The sequence below is a fragment of the Cryobacterium sp. BB307 genome (assembly GCF_012274275.1).
GTDB lineage: Bacteria > Actinomycetota > Actinomycetes > Actinomycetales > Microbacteriaceae > Terrimesophilobacter.
Genome location: NZ_JAANZA010000002.1, coordinates 718,343 through 738,953, shown reverse-complemented (window position 1 = coordinate 738,953; position 20,611 = coordinate 718,343). Strand labels below are relative to the sequence as shown.

The 20,611-nt window shown below is 64.5% G+C and carries 24 protein-coding genes and 1 riboswitch; of the genes, 9 read left to right on the top strand and 15 right to left on the bottom strand.

Annotation, left to right across the window (positions count from 1 at the left end):
* Positions 1 to 16 precede the first annotated feature (16 nt).
* Positions 17 to 1,201: a SpoIIE family protein phosphatase gene (locus tag HGK58_RS10850; protein ID WP_168627581.1), complete on the bottom strand. Its 1,185-nt coding sequence runs from the start codon at positions 1,199 to 1,201 to the stop codon at positions 17 to 19.
* 257 nt (positions 1,202 to 1,458) lie between these two features.
* Positions 1,459 to 1,668, bottom strand: a complete 210-nt coding sequence (locus tag HGK58_RS10845; protein WP_168627580.1) for a hypothetical protein — start codon at positions 1,666 to 1,668, stop codon at positions 1,459 to 1,461.
* A gap of 189 nt (positions 1,669 to 1,857) precedes the next feature.
* On the opposite strand from HGK58_RS10845, the gene HGK58_RS10840 reads away from it, so the two are divergent.
* From HGK58_RS10840 to HGK58_RS10825, 4 genes are all read left to right on the top strand, one after another.
* Positions 1,858 to 2,988 (top strand): spermidine/putrescine ABC transporter substrate-binding protein, encoded by a 1,131-nt coding sequence (locus tag HGK58_RS10840; protein WP_168627579.1) that lies wholly within the window; start codon positions 1,858 to 1,860, stop codon positions 2,986 to 2,988.
* An 86-nt stretch (positions 2,989 to 3,074) separates the two neighbouring features.
* The gene (locus HGK58_RS10835; protein ID WP_210422911.1) at positions 3,075 to 4,232 is read left to right on the top strand and encodes an ABC transporter ATP-binding protein; all 1,158 of its coding nucleotides are present in this window, start codon (positions 3,075 to 3,077) and stop codon (positions 4,230 to 4,232) included.
* A 9-nt stretch (positions 4,233 to 4,241) separates the two neighbouring features.
* Positions 4,242 to 5,102 carry an ABC transporter permease gene (locus HGK58_RS10830; protein WP_349236201.1) on the top strand — a complete coding sequence of 287 codons (861 nt, stop codon included), beginning with the start codon at positions 4,242 to 4,244 and terminating at the stop codon, positions 5,100 to 5,102.
* Positions 5,103 to 5,111: 9 nt separating this feature from the next.
* On the top strand, positions 5,112 to 5,969 hold the full coding sequence (locus HGK58_RS10825; protein ID WP_168627577.1) for an ABC transporter permease: 858 nt from the start codon (positions 5,112 to 5,114) through the stop codon (positions 5,967 to 5,969).
* 23 nt (positions 5,970 to 5,992) lie between these two features.
* Here HGK58_RS10825 and HGK58_RS10820 read toward each other — a convergent pair whose 3' ends face one another.
* The 3 genes from HGK58_RS10820 to HGK58_RS10810 form a co-directional block, all read right to left on the bottom strand.
* Entirely contained in the window at positions 5,993 to 6,526 is a 534-nt protein-coding gene (locus tag HGK58_RS10820) for a DUF1269 domain-containing protein (RefSeq protein WP_168627576.1), read from the bottom strand.
* 181 nt (positions 6,527 to 6,707) lie between these two features.
* Positions 6,708 to 6,872 (bottom strand): hypothetical protein, encoded by a 165-nt coding sequence (locus HGK58_RS10815; protein ID WP_168627575.1) that lies wholly within the window; start codon positions 6,870 to 6,872, stop codon positions 6,708 to 6,710.
* A gap of 257 nt (positions 6,873 to 7,129) precedes the next feature.
* Positions 7,130 to 7,249: riboswitch (SAM riboswitch) on the bottom strand.
* Between the two features lie 40 nt (positions 7,250 to 7,289).
* Positions 7,290 to 8,288 carry a YafY family protein gene (locus HGK58_RS10810; protein WP_168627574.1) on the bottom strand — a complete coding sequence of 333 codons (999 nt, stop codon included), beginning with the start codon at positions 8,286 to 8,288 and terminating at the stop codon, positions 7,290 to 7,292.
* Positions 8,289 to 8,349: 61 nt separating this feature from the next.
* Here HGK58_RS10810 and HGK58_RS10805 point away from each other — a divergent pair, with 61 nt between their 5' ends.
* Together HGK58_RS10805 and HGK58_RS10800 are read left to right on the top strand one after the other, a co-directional pair.
* Positions 8,350 to 9,396, top strand: coding sequence for an ATP-binding cassette domain-containing protein (locus tag HGK58_RS10805; RefSeq protein ID WP_210422826.1), 1,047 nt, complete (start codon positions 8,350 to 8,352; stop codon positions 9,394 to 9,396).
* On the top strand, positions 9,393 to 10,178 hold the full coding sequence (locus HGK58_RS10800; protein WP_168627573.1) for an ABC transporter permease: 786 nt from the start codon (positions 9,393 to 9,395) through the stop codon (positions 10,176 to 10,178). Before HGK58_RS10805 ends, HGK58_RS10800 begins: the two co-directional genes overlap by 4 nt.
* Before the next feature lie 2 nt (positions 10,179 to 10,180).
* Here the strand turns inward: HGK58_RS10800 and HGK58_RS14085 are convergent, their stop codons facing one another.
* The 7 genes from HGK58_RS14085 to HGK58_RS10765 form a co-directional block, all read right to left on the bottom strand.
* On the bottom strand, positions 10,181 to 11,245 hold the full coding sequence (locus HGK58_RS14085; RefSeq protein ID WP_168627572.1) for a DUF998 domain-containing protein: 1,065 nt from the start codon (positions 11,243 to 11,245) through the stop codon (positions 10,181 to 10,183).
* An 88-nt stretch (positions 11,246 to 11,333) separates the two neighbouring features.
* The gene (locus HGK58_RS10790) at positions 11,334 to 12,062 is read right to left on the bottom strand and encodes a hypothetical protein (protein WP_168627571.1); all 729 of its coding nucleotides are present in this window, start codon (positions 12,060 to 12,062) and stop codon (positions 11,334 to 11,336) included.
* 58 nt (positions 12,063 to 12,120) lie between these two features.
* Positions 12,121 to 12,378, bottom strand: a complete 258-nt coding sequence (locus tag HGK58_RS10785; protein ID WP_168627570.1) for a hypothetical protein — start codon at positions 12,376 to 12,378, stop codon at positions 12,121 to 12,123.
* A gap of 83 nt (positions 12,379 to 12,461) precedes the next feature.
* Entirely contained in the window at positions 12,462 to 12,935 is a 474-nt protein-coding gene (locus HGK58_RS10780) for a hypothetical protein (RefSeq protein ID WP_168627569.1), read from the bottom strand.
* Positions 12,932 to 13,537, bottom strand: coding sequence for a dihydrofolate reductase family protein (locus HGK58_RS10775; RefSeq protein ID WP_349236200.1), 606 nt, complete (start codon positions 13,535 to 13,537; stop codon positions 12,932 to 12,934). The genes HGK58_RS10780 and HGK58_RS10775 overlap by 4 nt, the downstream gene beginning before the upstream one ends.
* 138 nt (positions 13,538 to 13,675) lie before the next feature.
* The gene (locus tag HGK58_RS10770; protein WP_168627567.1) at positions 13,676 to 13,954 is read right to left on the bottom strand and encodes a DUF1905 domain-containing protein; all 279 of its coding nucleotides are present in this window, start codon (positions 13,952 to 13,954) and stop codon (positions 13,676 to 13,678) included.
* Between the two features lie 11 nt (positions 13,955 to 13,965).
* Entirely contained in the window at positions 13,966 to 14,259 is a 294-nt protein-coding gene (locus HGK58_RS10765; RefSeq protein ID WP_168627566.1) for a DUF1905 domain-containing protein, read from the bottom strand.
* A gap of 80 nt (positions 14,260 to 14,339) precedes the next feature.
* Here HGK58_RS10765 and HGK58_RS10760 point away from each other — a divergent pair, with 80 nt between their 5' ends.
* Positions 14,340 to 15,035, top strand: a complete 696-nt coding sequence (locus HGK58_RS10760) for a helix-turn-helix domain-containing protein (protein WP_168627565.1) — start codon at positions 14,340 to 14,342, stop codon at positions 15,033 to 15,035.
* Positions 15,036 to 15,070: 35 nt separating this feature from the next.
* Here HGK58_RS10760 and HGK58_RS10755 read toward each other — a convergent pair whose 3' ends face one another.
* Complete coding sequence (locus HGK58_RS10755) at positions 15,071 to 15,616, bottom strand: TetR/AcrR family transcriptional regulator (protein ID WP_168627564.1); 546 nt, start codon at positions 15,614 to 15,616, stop codon at positions 15,071 to 15,073.
* 78 nt (positions 15,617 to 15,694) lie between these two features.
* Here HGK58_RS10755 and HGK58_RS10750 point away from each other — a divergent pair, with 78 nt between their 5' ends.
* On the top strand, positions 15,695 to 16,186 hold the full coding sequence (locus tag HGK58_RS10750) for a hypothetical protein (protein WP_168627563.1): 492 nt from the start codon (positions 15,695 to 15,697) through the stop codon (positions 16,184 to 16,186).
* Positions 16,183 to 17,172 (top strand): fumarylacetoacetate hydrolase family protein, encoded by a 990-nt coding sequence (locus tag HGK58_RS10745; protein ID WP_168627562.1) that lies wholly within the window; start codon positions 16,183 to 16,185, stop codon positions 17,170 to 17,172. Before HGK58_RS10750 ends, HGK58_RS10745 begins: the two co-directional genes overlap by 4 nt.
* Positions 17,173 to 17,206: 34 nt before the next feature.
* Here HGK58_RS10745 and HGK58_RS10740 read toward each other — a convergent pair whose 3' ends face one another.
* A complete protein-coding gene (locus HGK58_RS10740; RefSeq protein WP_168627561.1) occupies positions 17,207 to 18,097 on the bottom strand; it encodes a formylglycine-generating enzyme family protein in 891 nt (296 codons plus the stop codon).
* Between the two features lie 37 nt (positions 18,098 to 18,134).
* Positions 18,135 to 20,576 carry an arylsulfatase gene (locus HGK58_RS10735; protein ID WP_210422825.1) on the bottom strand — a complete coding sequence of 814 codons (2,442 nt, stop codon included), beginning with the start codon at positions 20,574 to 20,576 and terminating at the stop codon, positions 18,135 to 18,137.
* Positions 20,577 to 20,611: the final 35 nt, after the last annotated feature.

Here is a 20,611-nt window from a genome sequence, read left to right as displayed (position 1 = left end):
AGTGTGGCGTGTTTGTTCAGTGGGCGGCGGAAACGGGCTGGCGGTGCAACGCAACCAGCGTGACGTCGTCGGGGTTCGAGCGCCGCGAGGCGCGCGTCGATAGGGCATGCGCCACTTCGGTGGCCGACCCGGATGCCGCCGCGATCTTAGCCACCTCGTCGACGGCGCTCAGGGTGCCATCGCCCAGATCGAGGACTCCGTCGCTGAAGCTGAGCAGCATGTCGCCGGGATTCAGGGTGAGTTCGCGTTCGTTCCAGATCACCTGATCATCGACTCCGACCGGCAAGTCCAGCGAGGCCAGCCTTTCTACAGTGCCGTCCGCGTGCACATGCAGCGTGAGCCCATGCCCTGCATCCACGTACCTGACGCGGCCGTCTGGGGTCATCCTTGCATGGAAGAGGGTGACGAACGCGGCCTCCTCGCTGAGCTCGGTGTTCAGGCAGGCTGCCAGTCGTTCCAGGGCGACCGTCGGTCGGGCGTCGTCGACGGCGCTGCGCATCACAGCGCGGGCAGTGGCAGCGATCATGCCGGCACCGACCCCCTTGCCCATCACGTCACCCAGCGTCAAGGCGAGGCCGCCATCCGCCGGATACCAGTCGAAGAAGTCGCCACCAACGCTCTTGGACGGCACGCAGACCCCGGCAACATCGAAGCCCTCAAGGGAGGATCCGTCTTTGGGCAGCATTGCGCGCTGAACGGCGGCCGCTCGCGTCAATTCAGTCGCACTGACCTGCTCTTTCAATTGCGCCGCCTTGACCTGACGACGAGCCTGTCGCGCCAGTTCGTTGACGACGAAGGCCGCCACCCCGAAAGCGACCGGGTTGAAAGCCGCCCTGATGATCTCATCGGCCTTCACCTCGACGTGTACGCCCAGCAACACGGGCAGGATGACGGAGGTGAACGCTCCCGCGATCGCGTAGGCAACGTAGCGTCGCCCGGCAATGGAACTGACCCACAGCACCGGGAGCACGACAAGTGAGGCGAAGATCGACTGTGTCTCGCCGGTGGCGAAGCGGAGCACGCCGATCGCGACGAAGTCGACGGCCGGCACCACCAGTGCCAGGTGGGAAAGCGCTGGTCGCAGCGTCACGATTCCTGCGAAGAGGGTGACTCCCAGAATGAGAATCGCCCCAACGACGAGTGCTGCCAGGTTCGAGACGATCAATCCTGGGATGAGGAAGCTGCCGATCACTGCAGCCATGTACAGCAGAAATGTGGGGAGTTGCTTCAGAAAGGTGGGCAGAGAGTCGAGCTCGAAGCTCTTGGCGATCAGCCTTGTTAGGGGGGAACGCGTGCGCTCGGCGTGCCCCGTCACCACGCCACCGTTGCCGGCCTCAACGAAAGGTCATCGGCCACGGGCTCGTTCGTGGTGGTCAAAGTAGCAATCCCCTCCATTGCTGCTGATACACCGCCAGCCTACGGGCATTGCTCACCCCGCGTCGTGCCGGATGCGCGCAATCACACCGGGAGGGGACCGGCACGCCTACCGACTTCGGCATCGACGACCGTTACACCGGTTCCGAGCGCGATTCCGGCGTAGAGCACAAGCCACCGGCTGCCGAAGAGGAGCGCCTGGCCGATCCAGGCCGCACCGCCCCAGACGTACCACCGCCAGCCGGTGATGAGACTAGCCCGGTTCCTCCCACCGCGCGAGAAGGGGCGGCTCACGCCCCCATCAGGGGGCGATTTCCCTTCCCTCGCACCGCTAGGCCATAATCGAGCCAACCGCGGGCGTGGGGGATTTTCATCACTCTGCCGGGGCATGACCGACAGCACTATGGCAGTGGAAAAGGAATCATGGGTACCTTCCGATCAGCATCACATCAGGGGGGCACACGGTTGCCCGCAATGCGGGGCATGTCCCGCCGACAGCTGCTGGAGTTCGCAGCAATCGCCGGAGGCGTATCGCTCCTCGCGGCCTGCACCACAAAGCCGGGCGGCAGTGTCGCCGGGCCTGGAAATGGTGCAACCGACGAGCTCATCTGGGCCAACTGGCCGCTGTCGGTCGACACCGAGGATGACGGCACCATCCCGAGCCTCGAGCAGTTCAAGGAGCTCACCGGGATCCACACCGAGTACCTTGCCGAGATCAACAGCAACGACGAGTGGTTCGCGAAGGTGCAGCCGCTCATGCAGAACGGCCAAGGAATCCCCGCCAGCCTCGTCAGCCCGACGGACTGGATGGGCGGCCGGTTCATCTCGCTCGACTGGGCCGCTGCCCTGGACAAGTCCAAGATCCCGAACTCGAGGAACCTGCTGCCGGCGTTTGAGAGCCCGGCATTCGATCCTTCTCGCAAGTACTCCTTGCCTTGGCAAGGCTGGCTGGTCGGCATCGCGGTCAACACGGATGTCACGGGCAAGGACGTCCGATCGGTCGTCGAGCTGCTGAACGACCCCGCCCTCAAGGGCAAGGTGTCGCTCCTGACCGAGCTGCGTGAGACCACGGGCACGCTGATGCTCGCCAACGGAGCCGACCCGGGCAACTTCACCGACGACGACTTCGACCAAGCCATCGAGGACATCGAAGCGGCCCGTGCCAGTGGCCAGCTGCGACGCTTCACCGGCAATGACTACGCGTCGGACCTCGCGCAGGGCAACCTCGGCGCCTGTCTCGCATGGGCGGGCGACGTGGTGCAGCTGAGCAAGGACAATCCCGCCATCAAGTTCTTCATCCCCGAATCGGGCGGAGTGCTGATGGAAGACGTCATGATGGTGCCCGAGGGTGCGCCGAACTCGGACGGCGCGCACGAGCTCATCGACTTCTACTTCGAGCCCGAGATCGCCGCGCAGGTAGCGGCGTACGTCAACGCGGTCTGCCCCGTCGCCGGTGCACAGGATGCGATGGCAAACATCGACCCTGAGCTCGCGGACAACCAGCTCATCTTCCCCGACTCCGAGTCGATGAAGCAGATGTTCACCTACATGTCGCTCAGCATCGACGACAACCAGAAGTACCAGTCCGCGTTCGACAAGGCGCTGGGTCTGTGAGCATTACAGACACCACGACCGAGGCCACCGCAAGCACCGTCGGGGGGACGACTACCGCCCGAGACGGGGACCTCCAACTTCGCGGGCTGGTGAAGCGCTACGGCAAGAACACCGTGGTCGATCACCTCGACCTCACGATTCCGAGCGGTGAGTTGTTCGCCCTGTTGGGGCCATCCGGATGCGGCAAGACCACGACCCTGCGGATGGTGGCCGGCCTGGAACAACCCGATGGGGGTCAGATCCTGCTGTCGGGTACCGATATCGCTCAGCTGCGGACGTTCCGGCGGCCGGTCAACACGGTGTTCCAGTCGTACGCCCTGTTCCCGCACCTGACGGTCTTCGAGAACGTGGCGTTCGGGCTGCGAGAGCGGCGCAAGAAGGACATCAAGGAGAAGGTCAACCGGATTCTCGAAACGGTCGAGCTTGCGAGCATGGCGCATCGCAAGCCGGCGCAGCTGTCGGGCGGCCAACAGCAGCGCGTCGCGCTCGCACGCGCGATCGTGAACGAGCCGCAGGTGCTGCTGCTGGATGAGCCGTTGGGCGCGCTGGACATGAAGCTGCGCCGTCAGATGCAGTACCAGATCAAGCAGATCCAGGCCGAGCTTGGTCTCACCTTCCTGCACGTCACCCATGACCAGGAAGAAGCCATGACCATGGCCGACAAGATCGCGGTCATGAACAAGGGCCGGATCGAGCAGATGGGTGCCCCGGAGGAGCTGTACGAGTCGCCGCGTACGGCGTTTGTGGCGAACTTCCTCGGCAGCTCGAACCTGCTGCACGCCGACGTGCGTGGGAGCGAAGGCGACTTCGTGGTCGCGGATGTCGCGGGGCAGTCGGTGCGCATTCCCCGGGATCGGATACACAGCACGAACGCTCAGGTCTTCGTCGGCGTCCGGCCGGAGAAGGTTCACCTCGTCGAGGACGGCGCCCCCGACTCTTCAGAGAACGAGATCTCAGGCGTCGTGCTCGACTCCTCCTACATCGGCATCGGCACCGAGTACGTGGTGGCCGTCACCGGGATGGACGACACGATGAAGGCGTTCGTGCAGAACCACTCAACCGCACGGCGACTCGCCCCGGGCACGCCGGTGAAACTGCGCTGGCACCGGGATCACACTTTCGCGTTGGACGGCAATGAGGATCCCCACGCCGGCGAGGGCAGCCCGGTCGGAGCCGACACGCGCGCCGTGAGCATCGACCCCGAACGACCGGCCGCCCCGGCCAACCAGGGCCCGAGCGCGTAGTTGGTCATGGTGTCCGCACTCAGCGCCGAAAGGCGCAGAACTCTCGCGCCGTATCTGCTCCTCGCCCCCATGGTGGTGTGGTTGCTGCTGTTCTTCCTGGCACCGATGGTCACCCTGCTGATGGGGTCGCTGCAGTCGGGGTCGTTCTCCGAGGGCTTTGCGTTCACCTTCGAGGTGGGCAACTACGTGAGCGCCGTCGGCGCCTATTGGCCGTGGTTCCTGCGGTCCATCACCTACGCGGCGATCGCCACCCTGTGTGCGCTGCTTATCGCCTACCCGCTGGCCTACATGATCGTCTTCAAGGCCGGCCGCTGGAAGTATCTGCTGTTGGTGCTGGTCGTGGCGCCGTTGTTCGCAAGCTTCCTGGTGCGCACGCTGGCCTGGACCACAATCCTCGCCGATCAGGGGATCGTGGTGGAGGTGCTGCGGTCACTGCACATCCTGGCGCCCGATCAGTGGCTGCTCGCGTCGCCGACGGCGGTCATCGCCGGCTTGACGTACAACTTCTTGCCGTTCATGACCCTGCCGATCTATGTGAGCCTGGATCGCCTCGACAAGAGGCTGATCGAGGCCGCCACCGACCTGTATGCGAGCGGATTCCGTGCGTTCCGGCGGGTAACCCTGCCGTTGTCGCTGCCCGGGATCGTGTCGGGATGCCTGCTCGTTTTCATTCCGGCTGCCGGCGACTTCGTCAATGCGCAACTGCTCGGCAGCGTGGACACGCAGATGATCGGCAACGTGATCGAGAGCCAGTACCTGCGCGCTCTCGACTACCCGATGGCATCCGCTCTTTCGGTGTCGCTCATCGTGCTGATCATCGGCCTGGTCACCATCTCGATGCGCCGGTCGCGCACAAACGAAATCTTGTAGGGGAGTGTCATGAGCGTCTCGACGGCTCCGGAGTCCTCGGCTCGGCTGAACTATTCGCCGCTGCGGGAGCGTACGGCCGCATTCTTCGGCCGCCACATCATTCGTGTGATCGGCGCGCTGGCCACCGTGTACCTGCTGCTGCCCATCGCCGTCATCGTCGTGATGTCGCTGAACAAGCCAGCTGGCCGCTACAACTTCACCTTCAACGAGTTCACGCTCGACAACTGGACGAACATGTGCGGCCCGTACGGCCTGTGCGACTCCGTTGCCCTGAGCCTGCAGATCGCGCTGGGTGCCGCGCTCGCGGCGACGATCATCGGCGTGCTGGCTGCCTACGCGCTCACCCGGTTCAGGTTCCGGGGGCAGGGGATGGCCAACATCCTGGTGCTGCTGCCGATGACCATGCCGGAGGTGGTGCTCGGGGCGTCCCTGCTCACGCTGTATGTGAACGTCGGGATCCCGCTCGGCCCGGTCGCGATCCTGCTTGCCCACATCATGTTCTGCATCAGCTTCGTGATCATCGTCGTGAAGGCGCGGCTGGCGATGCTCGATCCGAGTCTCACCGAGGCGGCGGCCGACCTCTACGCGACGCCGTGGCGCACCTTCAGGCGGGTCACCCTGCCGCTGGCGGCACCCGGCATCTTGGCCGGGGCGGTGCTCGCATTCGCGCTGTCGCTGGACGATTTCATCATCACGAACTTCAACTCGGGCAACGCGATGACTTTCCCGATGTACGTCTGGGGCGCGGCCAAGCGCGGAGTGCCGCCACAAGTGAACGTGATTGCCGTCGTGATCTTCCTGGTGGTGATGGCACTGGCGGTGACGATGTCGATCGTTGCGACCGTGCGGGCGAACCGGTCGCGCTGAGGTCGTAGCACGGTGCGGGGGCTCTACTGACCGGAAGCTTCCTTCGCGTCGCGCTCGAGGGCCTCGACGTCCGCCTTGAGTTGCTTTTTCTCGAGCTTTTCCGCGCGGCGCATGGCCTCTTCGATCCGCGCTTCCATATCGGTCACGCCGACGACAACCAGGCCCGCTTCGCCGTTATCGAGGGATTCGCCGAGTTCCTTCAGGTCGTCGCGGCTCATGCCGGCCGCTGCGTGACCGGCGACGGCCCCGAGAATTGCCCCGCCGGCTGAGGTGGCTGCGAGGAGGCCGCCGCCGATCGCCGCGAACGGGAAGAGCGCGACGACGAGCCCGGTGGCCAGTCCCGCGCCACCGCCGAGCACGCCGCCGACCCGGGTCGGGGTCTCGTGCTTGCGGGTGATTTTCACCTTGCCGTCGTCGCGGCGATGGATGACGGCGGCGTCGTAGGCGTCCATGAGCCCCTCCTTGGAGTGGAGCTCTTTGACTAGGTCGTAGTCATCCTCGGCGGACTTGAGGTCGGGGTAGACGCCGGCGATAACCATGAGGGTGTCGAATGCCATCAGAGTGCCTTCCCGGTCGTTCGGGCGAAGTCGCCGCTCGAATCGTTCAACGGCGGCCGATTTGGACACCAATGTCGCACCGGGACGCTGATAGCCGCCTCATCCGCGAGGGGTGATCTGCGCCTGAGGTGGCCGCGCTTCGAGATACCCACTCCCGCGTTGAGTGGGCATCTCGTGCGGGTCAGCTCGGCTGGATCAGGATCACGCGTTGCGCCCCGCGGCGATCCCTGATGAACGACAGCAGGTCGTACCTGATCTGCGCCAGCGGGTCCGGATCGTCGTTTGGCTGCCACGTCCAACTCGTGTGGCCGGTCGTTTCGAGCCAGCCATCCCGGTCCCTTGGCACTGAAAACACCGTTGGCCGAGCGGCGGATGGCGATCGTCGGTGCGTCGGCGACTTCGCCGCGGTAGTCGACCTCGAGCTCTTCGCCCGGGCGAAGGCCGCCGATGGCGCGCTCCAGGTCCTCTGCGATCCAGTTGACTCCGTGGCGCGCTGGTATCCAGTGGTTCTCTCCGAGCCAGCGATAGGCCTCTGCGCGGGTCAGGTGTTCACAAGCGGTGCATCCGGCGTGCATTCTTGCCGCCCTCTCTGGGGGCGAACCCCATCGAATCTTGCGTGGCACCCGTTGGTGCCTCGCCCGTTCTTCCCCTGGGGCACCCGGAAGTCGATGGACTCGGGTTGCCGCGCGGCCAGCCAGGTACCGAAAGCCGCGACTCGTGAACGTGTCCACACTCTAGCCGGGAGCCACCGACATCCGTCCCCTCATGCCTTGAGGCGGTCGCTCTGCTGCGCCGGCGCCGCATCCAGCGCCCGCAGCATCCGCTCGAGCGTTTCGCGCAACTCGGCTCGGGGAACGTCATCCAAGTCGACCGTGTACTCGACCCCCGCCGGTATCCACGACAACCCATACATGGTCTCCCGGAAGTCGCTGCCACCCACCGGCCACCGCGTTCGCAAGTCATCCTCCGCGTTCGCGCCCTGACCCCATTGCCCGAACACCTCGCGCATCTCCGCCAGCGGCAGCTCCATCACCGCCTCTGCCTCCACCGCCTGCCGCACCCACGACCGCGCCACCAGGACGAACTCCTCGATCTGCTCGGGCGTCAGCGGCTTCGGCTCGAACAGCACCCGCGTGTGCTCGACGCCCTCCAGCCGGTCGACCCGGAACGTGCGCCAGTCATCCTTCTCCAGATCCCAGCACAGCAGATACCAGTGCCGGTCCGCCGGGGCCAGCGCGTGCGGTTCCACCCGACGCCGGGTCACCTCACCGGATGCCGCGGTGTAGGTGAAACGCACCCGCTCATGATCCCGACAGGCGAGGGCGAGCTCGCCGAGGACCTCACTTGATACCGCGGCGCCGGCGTTGATACCCGCCGGCTGAACCGCGTCGGCCAGCGCGATGACCCGCCGGCGCAGGGGAGCGGGCAGCACCTGCTCAAGCTTCGCGAGTGCCGTAACCGTCGTCTCCGGCCCCGACACCAGCCGCTGGGAGGCCGCAACTCGCAGCCCGATTGCCATCGCCACCGCCTCCTCGTCGGTCAGCAAGAGAGGCGGTAATGCCGCTCCCGCTTCCAGTCGGTACCCGCCACTCGCCCCCGGCGTCGACTCGATCCGGTAGCCCAGCTCGCGTAGCCGCTCCACATCCCGTCGCACCGTCCGCTCCGTCACACCGAGCCGGTCGGCCAGCTCGGCTCCCGGCCAGTGCCGGTGCGTCTGCAACAGATTGAGCAGCGAGAGCGCCCGTGTAGTCGTATCGGACATGCCCCAAGAATTTCACACATCGCGGACAGAATCTGTCCGCATACCGTCCTACCCTCGACGCATGACCAGCGAACCGATCATCGAAGCGCACTCCCTCACCAAGCGCTTCACCGTCAAGAAGAAGACCGTCGAGGCCGTCACCGACCTCACCTTCCAGGTCGAGCGCGGCGCCCTCGTCGCCTTCCTCGGCCCCAACGGCGCAGGCAAGTCGACCAGCCTCCGGATGCTCACCACACTGATGCCGCCGACCTCCGGCACCGCGCGGGTCGTCGGCCACGACATCCTGAAACAACCCGCCGCGGTGCGCTCGAGCATCGGCTACGTCGGCCAGCTCACCAGCGGCAGCTTCGCGCAGCGCGTCCGCGACGAACTGCTCAGCCAAGGAGCGTTCTACGGGATGTCGGCCGCTGCATCCCGAACCCGCGCCGACGAGCTGATCGAGTCACTCGACCTCGCGCCGTTTGCGACCCGCTCGGTGCAGCAGCTGTCCGGCGGGCAGAAGCGGCGCCTCGATATCGCGCTCGGACTCATGCACGCACCGCCGCTGCTATTCCTCGACGAGCCGTCGACCGGGCTGGACCCGCAGAGCCGCGCCAACCTGTGGCAGCACATCCTCGACCTGCGCACCGAGCACGGCACGACGGTGTTTCTCACCACGCACTACCTCGAGGAGGCCGACCGCTACGCGGAACGCGTCATGGTCATGGACAAGGGTCGGGTCATCGCGGACGACACCGCCACCCGGCTCAAATCCCACCTGGCTGGCGACCTGTTGACCCTGAGCTTTGCCACCACGGCCGACGCCGACGCAGCCATCGCGGTGGTGCAGACGCTCACCGACCGTGAGGTCGCGCGCGACGGGCAAGCATCCGTCACCCTCACCGCCCCGGACGGCGACGCACTCCTCCCGGCCGCCGTCCGAGCGCTGGATGCCGCCGGACTGCGGGTTGACCGTGCTACCGGGGTGCCTCCGACGCTCGACGATGTGTTCCTCGCGCTCACCGGGCGCACGCTTCGCGAAGCCGGCGAGGGCGAGCCCAGCGACGAACACCAAGACGAGAACACCCAACCGGCCGCCGCGGCCGAGAAGACAGGAGTCCAGCGATGAGCGCCACAGAAACCGACACCGCAGTCAAGTCGACCCCGACGCGTGACACCTGGAATGTGCTCCGGCGCGAACTGAAGCCGGTCATCCGGGACCCGTTCACGCTCATTTTCAGCCTGGTGCAACCGCTCGTCTTCCTTGGGCTGTTCGCGCCGTTGCTGGTCGGCTCGTCCGGGCGACCGGTCGGCGAGACTCTGCAGTGGTTCGTGCCTGGCGTGCTGGTCATGATCGTGCTCTTCGGCACCGGCGCGGTCGGCTCGAACCTGCAGTACGAGATGATGACCGGCTCGCACGAGCGCACGCTCGTCGCGCCGCTGTCACGCTCATCGCTGCTGGTCGGGCGCGCGCTCAAAGAGATTGCACCGATCGTGGTGCAGGCGCTCATCATCGTGCTGATCGCCTGGCCGTTCGGCTTCACGATCCACGCCCCAGGGCTCGTGATCGGCCTGGCGCTGCTGGCGGTCTTCGGGATCGGCCTCGGGTCGCTGTCCTACTCGCTCGCGCTGGCGACGAAAGATCGCGAGTGGCTGTTCTGGGGTGTGCAGCAGACGCTGATCTTCCCACTGCTGATCCTCTCCGGCATGCTTTTGCCGCTCGACGAGGGTCCGGGCTGGATGCGCGCCGTCGCAGTCGTCAACCCGATCAACTGGGTAGTGCAGGCCGAGCGGATGCTGTTCGCCGGCGATCTGGGGAGCGTCACCGTGCTCTGGGGCTGGGTCGCCGCGCTGGCGCTCGCCGCGGTCGGACTGTGGGTCGGCATCCGGTCGATGCGCAGGAGCAGCTGACCCTATTCGGCGTTCAGCTCCACCTTTGGCTCGACCGAGCCCGCGGTGCGGAGGAACACGATGAGCCAGGCGAAAATAAGCACGAACGCGATCAACTCCACCGCTGTCAGGGTGTAGTACCCGGTGACGTAGAAGATCGCCAGCACGACGATCACCCCGACGAAGACATAGCCCAACAGAACGAAGACCCGCGGCATGGAGGGCACGAGCCACGGCAAGGCAATGACCATCGCCACGTAGATGAGAGCCATCCCGGAGGCGGTCAAGCCATGAATGGCGAAGAACTCATCTAGCGTGAAGATCCCGACGCAGGCGAGCAGGATGCCGATGAGGATCAGTGCAAGCCGAACGAGATAGCGCCCGCGTGCCTCGGCCTGTGTAGCGGTGGGCAGCCACGCGGTTGCATAGTGCGAGATCGTGGTGACCATGACGCCGGCAATGATCAAGGTCAGGTTGAAAGCCAACGCCGAGATGTCGTCATTGATCCCGAGCGTACTCAGGTTTTCCTTCCACCAGAGCGGATCGCTGGCGCTGAGCATGCTCGCCAGTGTGCCGACGGCGAGGAACACGGCCAGTAGGAGCGAGAGCAGCATCGGTGTGAGGTTGATGGCGGAGAGGAACGCTGCGTAGGCGGTGATCGCCATGATGACGCCCGCGAGCACTGCAGCCGAGGTCCCGTACACCTCCGCGCCTTGGAAGCTCGCACTGAAGACAGAAGCGAGGCCGATCCAGCCGAGCAGGGCGATGACGGCGTGCGCCGCGCAGATCGCCGCTACATCGAACCAGCGCAGCCGACGCCAGGTACGGGTATCGCGCTGCTGAGCTGATCTGAGCAGGCTGGCATAAAGGACGGCAAGAAGTGCGGCGATGCCCGAGCCGATCGCGGCGAACTCCCCGACGGAGCCGCGGCCGGAGATCGGCAGGTCGCGTCCCCAGAAGACGAACAGGGCCGGTATCGTTCCGGCCACGAAGACGACGGCTCCGACGAGGAGAGCGGAGGACTCGCGAGCCTCGGCATCCGCGATCGGGTTCTGGATGACGCGGGAGAGGGATGTCGCTCGACTCACTGGGCACCTCCAGCGGTTCAGCGCGTGCGCGCTATTGATGCGGAGCGTACACCCGGCGACTTTACGGAACCACTCGAGCTGGGCCCCTCTAGTCGGTGACCACCCGATGCGCCCACACGGCGGCGAGGATCATCGAGATTCCCGCAGCGCCCGTCCCCAGCGCGCCGACCGTCTCCGTCCACGGGGTGGTGTCGTGCGATGTGTAACCGGCGACCAAGGGAGCCATCAGCAACGTGGAGAAGAGCTGGCCCGACACTGTGTCGATCAGGAACATGCAGGCCAGTGCGGCGGCGGGGGCACGGAACAGCCAAAGAACCCCGAGAGCGATCACGCCGACGAACGCGCCGAGGCCCAGCCATCCCGAGGGTTGCAGGGCGACTGGAGAACCAGCGAGGCCCGACAGAAGAGCGCGCAATCCGTACATCACCAACCAGCTGGCGATGACGGCTGCAATCACGAACTCCAGGAGGATGCGGATGCCGCGGTGCGATCCCTTTCTGGGCATGCTCACGACCGCGATCGTCATGGCCAACACGCCGCCCGCAGCGATCAGGATGCCCGCGCCGAAGAGCTGCGCCGCGGTGCCGATGCTCTCCCAAGGTTCAGCGGGATAGGTGTAGTCGTAGAGATGGTCTTCGACCGAAAGTTTGTTACCCGGGAACGCGCCCCTGAAGACCACCCACCGCTGAAGCGATGCCGCGAGTTGAAGCGCAGCGGAGGTGAGAAACAGCGCGGCCGCAATGAGCGACCACGTCACTGATGCGCGCGGGAGGCGGATTGCCTGCGTACGTTGCTCTGGAACATCCACAGCCGACATGCGCTCATCATCCCCCATAAGAGGGGCGAGCGGAAGCCTTTGCCGAGTCCCACTCAGCTCAGTCGTAGATTGCGACGAGATCCCATCGCTCCAGGTTGGTCTGGCGGACGTCAAAGACGTGCGTTTCGCCCGCCGGACTGGTTCCCTGGAATCTCCAGCCGACCCGCGGCTGCAACGGATGTGTCGGCGCCTCGGCGATGTATCCGTAGAGCGCGGTCGGTGTGTCGGTGACGGAGTACGTCGTCCCGCGCCACTGCACCCACGCGGGTACGGCTCCAACGGTACGCACGATGACCGGCTCATGGTCGAGTTGCATAATCTCACCCCAGCTAGTTCGTTCGAAACTATGTTCGATGAAACGATGCTAGTGATGTGAGTCGTCGACTTCAAGCGAGGTGCTTACCCGCCCATTTCCAGAAGCGCGCCGTAAGAAACGATGGAGCCAGCGGCGTCGCAGGCAAGAGTGACTGCAGTGGTGGCCCTTTGGAATTCAGCATTGTCCTCGCCGACGCCGTCCGTGGCTGCTCGCTGAGCCTCGCGAAGGCTTGGAGTGACGCTCGAGTCTCCAAAGACAGTGTGCACCCAAGCATCCTTCAGTGCCGCAAGCCGGGAGTCGTAGGCGTCGTCGTCGATCAGTCCGTTGTCGTGCTGCCACCAAGATCGGGCTTCGATGCCCCGAAGTGCGCTGAACTGGCCGCACTCCCAGTCGGCATTCCCGACTCGGTCCATCATGTCCACCGGGGCTGCGGCCGAGGGTGTCGGCTCGGCACTCGCCGGCGATGGTGCCGGTTCGGGTGCAGCCGAGCAGCCGGACGTGACGACCGCCGCCGCGACCAGGAGAACAATCGTCAGTGTGCGCGCCGTTGCAGTCATCCGGTTTCTGTTACTCCCACTCGGTACGTCACGTGGGTGACGAGCGACGTCGAGCGGCTGCTTACCGGCTCGAGGTCAAGTCCCGCATTGCCTTCGAAGAGACGCTCACCCGCGCCCAGCACTATTGGGGCAATGTGCAGTCGCAACTCATCGATGTAGCCGGCGGCCAGGTACTGGTTGATGGTGGAAGCACCGCCGGCAACGGACACGGACGATTCACCTGCCGCAGCGCGGGCCTGCTCCATCGCAGCCTCGATTCCCTCGGTGACGAAGAAGAATGTGGTCCCACCGTCCATCTCCAACGGGTCGCGAGCATGGTTAGTCAGTACGAACACGGGGGCGTGATACGGCGGCTCGTCGCCCCACCATCCGCTCCACGGCTCGTCCCACTCGCCGCGGATGGGGCCGAACATGTTCCGACCCATGATGAAGGCACCCGCTTCGGTGATGGCGGCCAATTCCGCAGCGTGCTGCTCCGGTTCCTCGAACATCCACCGGTGCAGGTGCTCGCCGCCTACTCCGAGCGGTTCGTCCAGGGTCTGATTCCGCCCGGCCACAAAGCCGTCGACCGAAATGCCCACGTCACACGTCACTAAGCCCACCGCCCGCGCCTCTCGTTGTGCTGCTCTTCGAACGCCTTTGGTTGCAGAGTTCATCTCATTCTCGAGGCTAGCGCCAACTGCTGACAGGTAGTCAGTGCTCGTAGTGACTGGGGATCGGGGTCGGCGCTTGCATCTACATCAGCTCAGGCGCTGCGTCAGATGAACGGTGACCTCATCGCCGATGTCCTTTCTCAGGAGCTTGCGAAGTTTCGCGCTGATCGAGAGCATGTGACCACCGCGACCGGTTGGCATGAATGATGTGGTCACGGGCTGATCATCGACCGTTGCATTGACCTTGACGGCCTTGCCTGTTCCAAAGAATGCGGTTGACTCCGGCATCTCGACGCATGACCAGATCTCGCCCTTGACGTCCACGCCGATGGTCGCGGAGAACGTGTGATCCAGGTCTTGGGGCATTCCCGGGGTAGTCACGCGATCCTGCCCGTCAGATGCACAACGACCTCGTCGCCAAGTTTTATGTTCAGAACCTTTCGCAACGCAGCCCGGAGGGCCAGCATGTGTGTGCCGCCGCCGACGGGCAGCATGGTCGCCTCGTAGTCGTGGCCATCGACCGTGCCGCAGACTCTCACTGATTTGCCCGTCCCGAATATCTCGGCCGAGTCCGGCAGTTGCACGCAGAGCCAGCCGCTATTCGAGTCGGCAATCACCTCAGCGCTGAAAGTGACGTCAATCGGCTGTGCCGTCCTAGTGGTGTTCGCCAATGCTGGTCTCCTCGCGTTGATCATCGATAGCACTACTAAAACAGTAGTGTGCACTTCTTGACAAGTAGTAACATTCGAGGGTGGCGACGCGCAGAACCTATGGCTCATACAACGACGGATGCGCGTCGGCGCACGGCCTCGACCTCATTGGCGAGCGGTGGGCGCTCATCGTTGTGCGGGAACTACTGCTCGGACCCAAGCGATTCGTCGATCTACAACGAGATATCCCAGGAATTGGTCCCGCGGTGCTCACGCAACGGCTTCAGGATCTCGAAGAGGTAGGCGTGGTGGCGCGCCACACCTCGTCGGCGCCTACGCACGTGATGCTGTACGACCTCACCGACTGGGGGCGCGAGCTCGAGGCGGTCAACACAGCCCTGTCGCTATGGGCTGTCCGCTCCCCAATGCTTCCGGTAGACGCCGATATGAGCCCCGACACCCTCGTCTTGGCAATGCGAGCGCATGCGCGGCCACTCGCTCATGGCGCCCGTGGTCGCCGGGTCGGTCTTCAACTAAGAGACTCCCGCCTGATCGACCGAGATCCTGTCGAATACCTCGCGACAGTGACAAAGGAAGGGACCTCCATCACGAAGGAAGTCGCCCCCGACGACGTCGATGCCCGCGTTGTCAGCACGACACGGGCATGGAAAGGCCTCGTAATTGGCGGGGCTCCGCTCGACAGCAGCGAGGACACGACGGTGCAAGGCGACCGAAATGCGGTCCTCTCCCTGCTTGACGCCACGCGACTACAGACACCGCTTGAGGCCGTTGTTTGAACGCTTCTAGCTCGCCCGATGCGTCAGCGACCAGGTCACGCGGAATGCACGAGCTGGTCGAGGGAGCGCGTCAGGATTGCTTCCACGGTTCGCCGGTCGATGCCGGAATCGTTGATCCATTCCAAGCAGATCGCGATCACGAAACCGGTCCATCCTCGGACCGCCAATCGCGCTGCCGGGCCCGGGTTTGTGGTGCCGAGAAGCTCCAAAACGATACGTTCGACGTGCTCTCGGCTCTCCGAGATCACGCCGCGGATCTCGCTATCAAGACGGAGCGCGCCCTCGTGTAGGAGTCGGTAGCCATCCGGATGCGACTCGACATAGTCCAGGTAAGCGGCCAACGCGGCGGGCAGATCTTGTCCCTCGATCGCCGCGCGCAGGGCGGTTGACTCATGCTGCACGACCTCGCGGGCCAGTTCCTGTTTGGACGGGAAGTAGTGGTACAGCAGTGCTCGGGAGGCGCCGGCGTGCTCGGCGATCTCATCAATGGAGACGTCCTCGTATGGTCGCGTTCCCAACAACTGGGCCGCGGATCTAATCAGTTCAAGGCGCCGCTGCTCGGTCGTCAGGCGCCGGCGCACCGGTTTATTAGACATCAGTTCAATAATGTACGCTCTCTTGTTATTGAACTCAAGGTCTAATAGGAGGGTGGCATCGGCGTGCACGGGAAAAACAAGCGCATCACCGTCGCGTTGTGGGTGGCGTTCGCGGTGTCTCAAGCGAACATCGCACGGCTGCTGCTTCCGCTGGGGAGCGATGTCGGACGGCTGCAGACCACTGCTGACCCCACGGTCTTCCGCAAGATCATGGGTGGCTGGACGCCTGCGCAACGCGAGCAATATCAGCGCCACCTCGGGCCGGACACCCTGCATCCGTTCCTGTATGCGGCAGCGTTGATCGCCTCGGGACGAGCCGTTCGACAACCCGCCCAGCCGCGAGCGGTGACGTTGGCGTTGATCGCGGCACCGGCGGCATCGGCCGTGCTTGACCTAGTCGAGAACGCCTTCCACGCGCGGTTCACCGCACGGCCCGACGACATCACCCCAAGAGATGCGGCGCTCTCGGGCGCGGCAACGCGCACAAAGTGGGCGCTCGCGCTGGGCAGCGCTGTATGGATCGGTGTCCAGGCGGTGCGGGGGAGTCGGTCATGAAGCTGGTGAGCTTTCGGCTCACGGAAGCAGATCGGGCCGAGATTGCGTTCGGCGCGGTGCGTGGTGCCGAAGTCGTTCGCTTCACGTCCGCTGCGGGCCATGACGTTCGTGGACTGGACTCCATGGACTCCTATCTCGCCGGCCTCCCCGACACCTTCGACCGCGCCGCGGCGATCGTTGCCGACCCCGCGCAGCCCGCACTGCGACTGAACGACGTGCAGTTGCTCGCGCCGCTTCCGCAGCCAGCGGCCCTACTGGATTGCGGTCTGAGTCCGAAGCATCTCCGCGCATCCACCCGGACCCTGTTACGCCGCAGCCTGCCATTCGGTGTGGGCAGGCCGGTGGGCGCGCTACTCGGCCGTGCGGCTGCTCGGTCGAAGACGCTGCGCTTCTATAAGGGCAATCACTACTCCATCAGCGGCACCGGCGACACGATCGATTGGCCCGACTTCACCGCCTACCTCGACATCGAACCGGAACTCGCGATCGTCACCGGCGCCGAACCCCAACAGCACTCTGCCTGGGTCGAACCTGCCGGCTACCTCATCTACAACGACGCCAGCGCGCGCGACGTGCAGCTGGGGGAGATGCTGTTCACCGGCCCCGCCAGCAGCAAGGACTTCGACACCGGCAACGGCATCGGCCCGTACCTAGTCACCCCAGACGAGGTGCCTAATCCGCTCGACCTTGCCGTAACAGTGACGTTCGACGGTCGCTCCGCCTGGACCGGAACCACCAGCGACTACTCCCTCCACCCCGCCCGGATGCTCGCCCACATCCTTCGTCGTCGCTCGCTCCCTGCAGGCACAGTCGTCGGGATGGGAGCTGTCCCCGGCTGCTGCGGACTGGACCGCGACGAATGGCTCGAGCCGGGGGAGGCATTCACCATCAACATCGATGGACTGGGCAGCCTTGCCCAACGATTCGGCACGCCGGCGACGATGCCGACCACAGGTTGGGGCCGCCGGGCGCCAAAGGACACTTAGTCGTCGAGGTTGGGGAGCGGCTTAGGGCGTTCCCTCAGGCATCCAGCGCGCAACGGAACCCGATGTGCGACATGCCGGTGTCCTCCGCCTGCGGCGAGCGCGCCGCCGGGCGGAAGCGCAGGCAGTACTCCGGCGAGCACAAATGGGAGCCGCCCTTCAGAACGCGCCGAGGCATAGGCGAGTGCTCCTGCGCGCTCGCAGCGGCGAGCAGGTTCTTCCGCTTGCCCGGGTCGACAGGGTTGTCGGTAAGTCTTAGATGCCGCGGCGTGTAGTAGTCCGTGGTCCACTCCCACACGTTGCCTGTCATGTCGTGCAACCCGTAGCCGTTGGGTGGGTACGAGCCGACCGGAGCGGCGTCTCCTACCCCTTGGTTGTCGTACGGGAAGTGCCCGAGCCACGAGTTCGCTTGGGGCACGCCGGCCGGGTAGAGCTCGTCACCCCAGGCGAAACGCGCGCCGACCAACCCACCGCGGGCGGCGTACTCGTGCTCGGCCTCGGTGGGCAGACGTACCCCCGCCCACTCCGCGTAGGCCACGGCATCCTCAAAGGCGATGTGAACGACAGGGTGCCGTAATCTGCCCGCGATTGTTGAGCCGCGACCGTACGGTTCCCGCCAATACGCGCCAGGCTGCCAGCGCCACCAGTTGCGCCAATCCCGCAGGTCGACCGGACCCGGCGTGGGCGTGAACACCATTGCACCAGGCACCAGGTCGGCAGGATCTGCGCCGGGGAAATCCGCCGGATTGAGCTCCCGCTCGGCAACGGTGACATATCCCGTGTCGTGAACGAACCGCCTATAGTCCTCGTTCGTGACTTCGAACCGGTCAATTCGGAATGACCTCACCTCGCGTGGATGGACAGGGCGTTCGTCGGGGTAGAACTCATCCGATCCCATCAAAAGGACGCCGCCCTCGATGAGCACCATGTCACGAGTCCCGGTCGATGATGAACGAAGAGAATCGCTACTGGCGGGCAACTGCCACCTTCATGTCAGTTTCGCTGTCAGGGATGAGGTCGGTTCCCGAGAGGTCAATCGTGACCCGTTTGAGTAGGCCGGTGAAGGGGAAGTCGTCCTGATAATCGTCGGGGGCCACGCGGCTGCCGCCGTCATGACCGCAGGTGAGGCCTTCGGTGCTGAAAATATTCGGCACTGTGTGCGGCATGTCGACTTCCCCAACGAGGTTGTCGTCGATGTACAGCTGTCCGCGCGCTGGTGTGCCCTTCCCGGCAGCGAAGTCCGGTTCGCCGGTTGGCTCGAATTCGTAGCGAAGGGAGACATCGCCACTGGGCACGTCTACGTTGGAAACGACGGTGAAGAGATCGCGTCCGAGGAAGTTGTAGACGAAGCTCAGTCGGTTGTCCTTGACGAAGAACGAGTACCCCCCGGTCAGGCCGCCCTGGGCGATTAGGACTCCGTGAACGGCGGCGTCTTGGATCTGCACATCGGCCGTGATCGTGAACGGGCGATTGTAGACCTTAGGCGCTGCGGTGAACGGCACCGGTGAGCCACCCGGAAAGTAGACAAAACGGTCACGTGACTTCGCGATCGTTGGCCGTTCAACATTCATGCGTTGCAGCATGGCGCCATCGAGTGGCAACACGTTGTAGTTGCCTGCCTCAGCCCACCACCGGCCAATCATCTCGATCAGCTTTGGACGGTTCTCGGCAGCGAGGTCATGCGTCTCGGAGTAGTCCTTTGTAAGGTCGTACAGCTCCCAGTTGTTGGCTTCGATGTCGGCGAGAACCGCTTCATCGATCGGAGTGCCGTAACGGAGCCCCTTCTCCGCGGCTTCTGCGAAGCTCGGGCCTGGCCACGGACACACGGCCCGCCATCCGTCGTGGTACAGGGACCGGTGGCCGAACATTTCGAAGTACTGCGTGTGATGAGCAGTACCAGCGTCGGCGTCGTTGAAGGTGTGCGCGAAGCTCACCCCTTCGAGAGGGGCTTGAGTGACACCACGGATGGTTATCGGCGGGTCGATCCCAAGGGCATCGAGCACTGTGGGCACGAAGTCCACGATGTGCGCGTATTGCGTGCGGATCTCACCACGAGCGGTGATCCTGGCGGGCCATGAGACGATGCACGGGTCGGTGCAGCCGCCGCGGTACGTCTCTCGCTTCCATCGACGAAACGGCGTGTTGCCGGCATTGGTCCATCCCCACGCGTAGTGGTTGAAGACGGTCGGGCCGCCGAGCTCATCAATCCGCTCGAGGTTCTCCTCGAGATCCTCCGGCACGTTGTTGAAGAACATCATCTCGTTGAGAGATCCGACCGGGCCACCCTCCGAGCTGGCCCCGTTATCGGAGATGAGAATGAAGAATGTGTTGTCGAGCTCTCCGATTTCCTCCACGAAGCTGACCACTCGTCCGAACTCGTGGTCGGTGTAGCTGACAAAGCCGGCGTACACCTCCATCATCCGGGCGTAGACCCTTTTCTCGCTTTCAGAGATGGTCTCCCACACGGGAACGTCCGGGTCATGGGCGGAAAGTTCCGTCCCGGCCGGAATGATGCCCATGTCGAGTTGGCGATGGTGCACTACCTCTCGGTAGTCGTCCCAGCCGGCGTCGAACTTGCCCTTGTACTTGTCGGCCCACTCAACGGGCACGTGGTGCGGCGCATGCGCAGCACCCGTGCAATAGTGCAGGTAGAACGGCTTGTCCGGGGCGTTCACGTGGGCGTCCTGAATGAACTCGATGGCCCTGTCCGCGAGGTCTGCGCTGAGGTGGTAGCCATCCTCCGGCTGCCGGGGCTGCTCGACCGAATGGTTGTCATAAACGAGGTCCGGATACCACTGGTTCGTATCTCCGCCGAGGAACCCATAGAACCGCTCGAATCCACGTCCCAGGGGCCAACGATCATACGGCCCGGCGGCAGTCTCGTGTTCCGGCGGGGAGAGGTGCCACTTGCCAACCATGAAAGTGTTGTAACCGTGGGGAAGCAGCATTTCCGACAGCATCCCCTTGTCAAAGGGCATGATCCCGTTGTAGCCCGGGTATCCGGTCGACACTTCAGAAATCACGCCCAATCCGAGCGAGTGATGGTTGCGGCCGGTCAAGATGGCACCGCGCGAGGGTGAGCAGAGCGCGGTCGTGTGCATGTTGGTGTACCGCAGTCCGTCATCCGCGAACCGGTCGATCACTGGGGTCTCGACGAGCCCGCCGAAGCTTGAGAGTTGTCCAAAACCGACGTCATCGAGGACGAAGATGATGACGTTGGGCGCTCCGTCCTGCGCGCGAGGAGGAGTCGGCCAAGCCGGGGTGGATTCGCCACTTGTGCGCCCGACCACTCCCGCAAAGGGTTGTCCCTCGCTGTAGGTGACGATGGAACTCATCGCTGGTTCCTCCCGGTCCGTCAGTGAAACAGTGTTGGAGGCCATCATCGGCACCCCATCCGGCAGCTGCATCAGCCTCATGGGATGATGTCGCGGCAGGTCGCCCA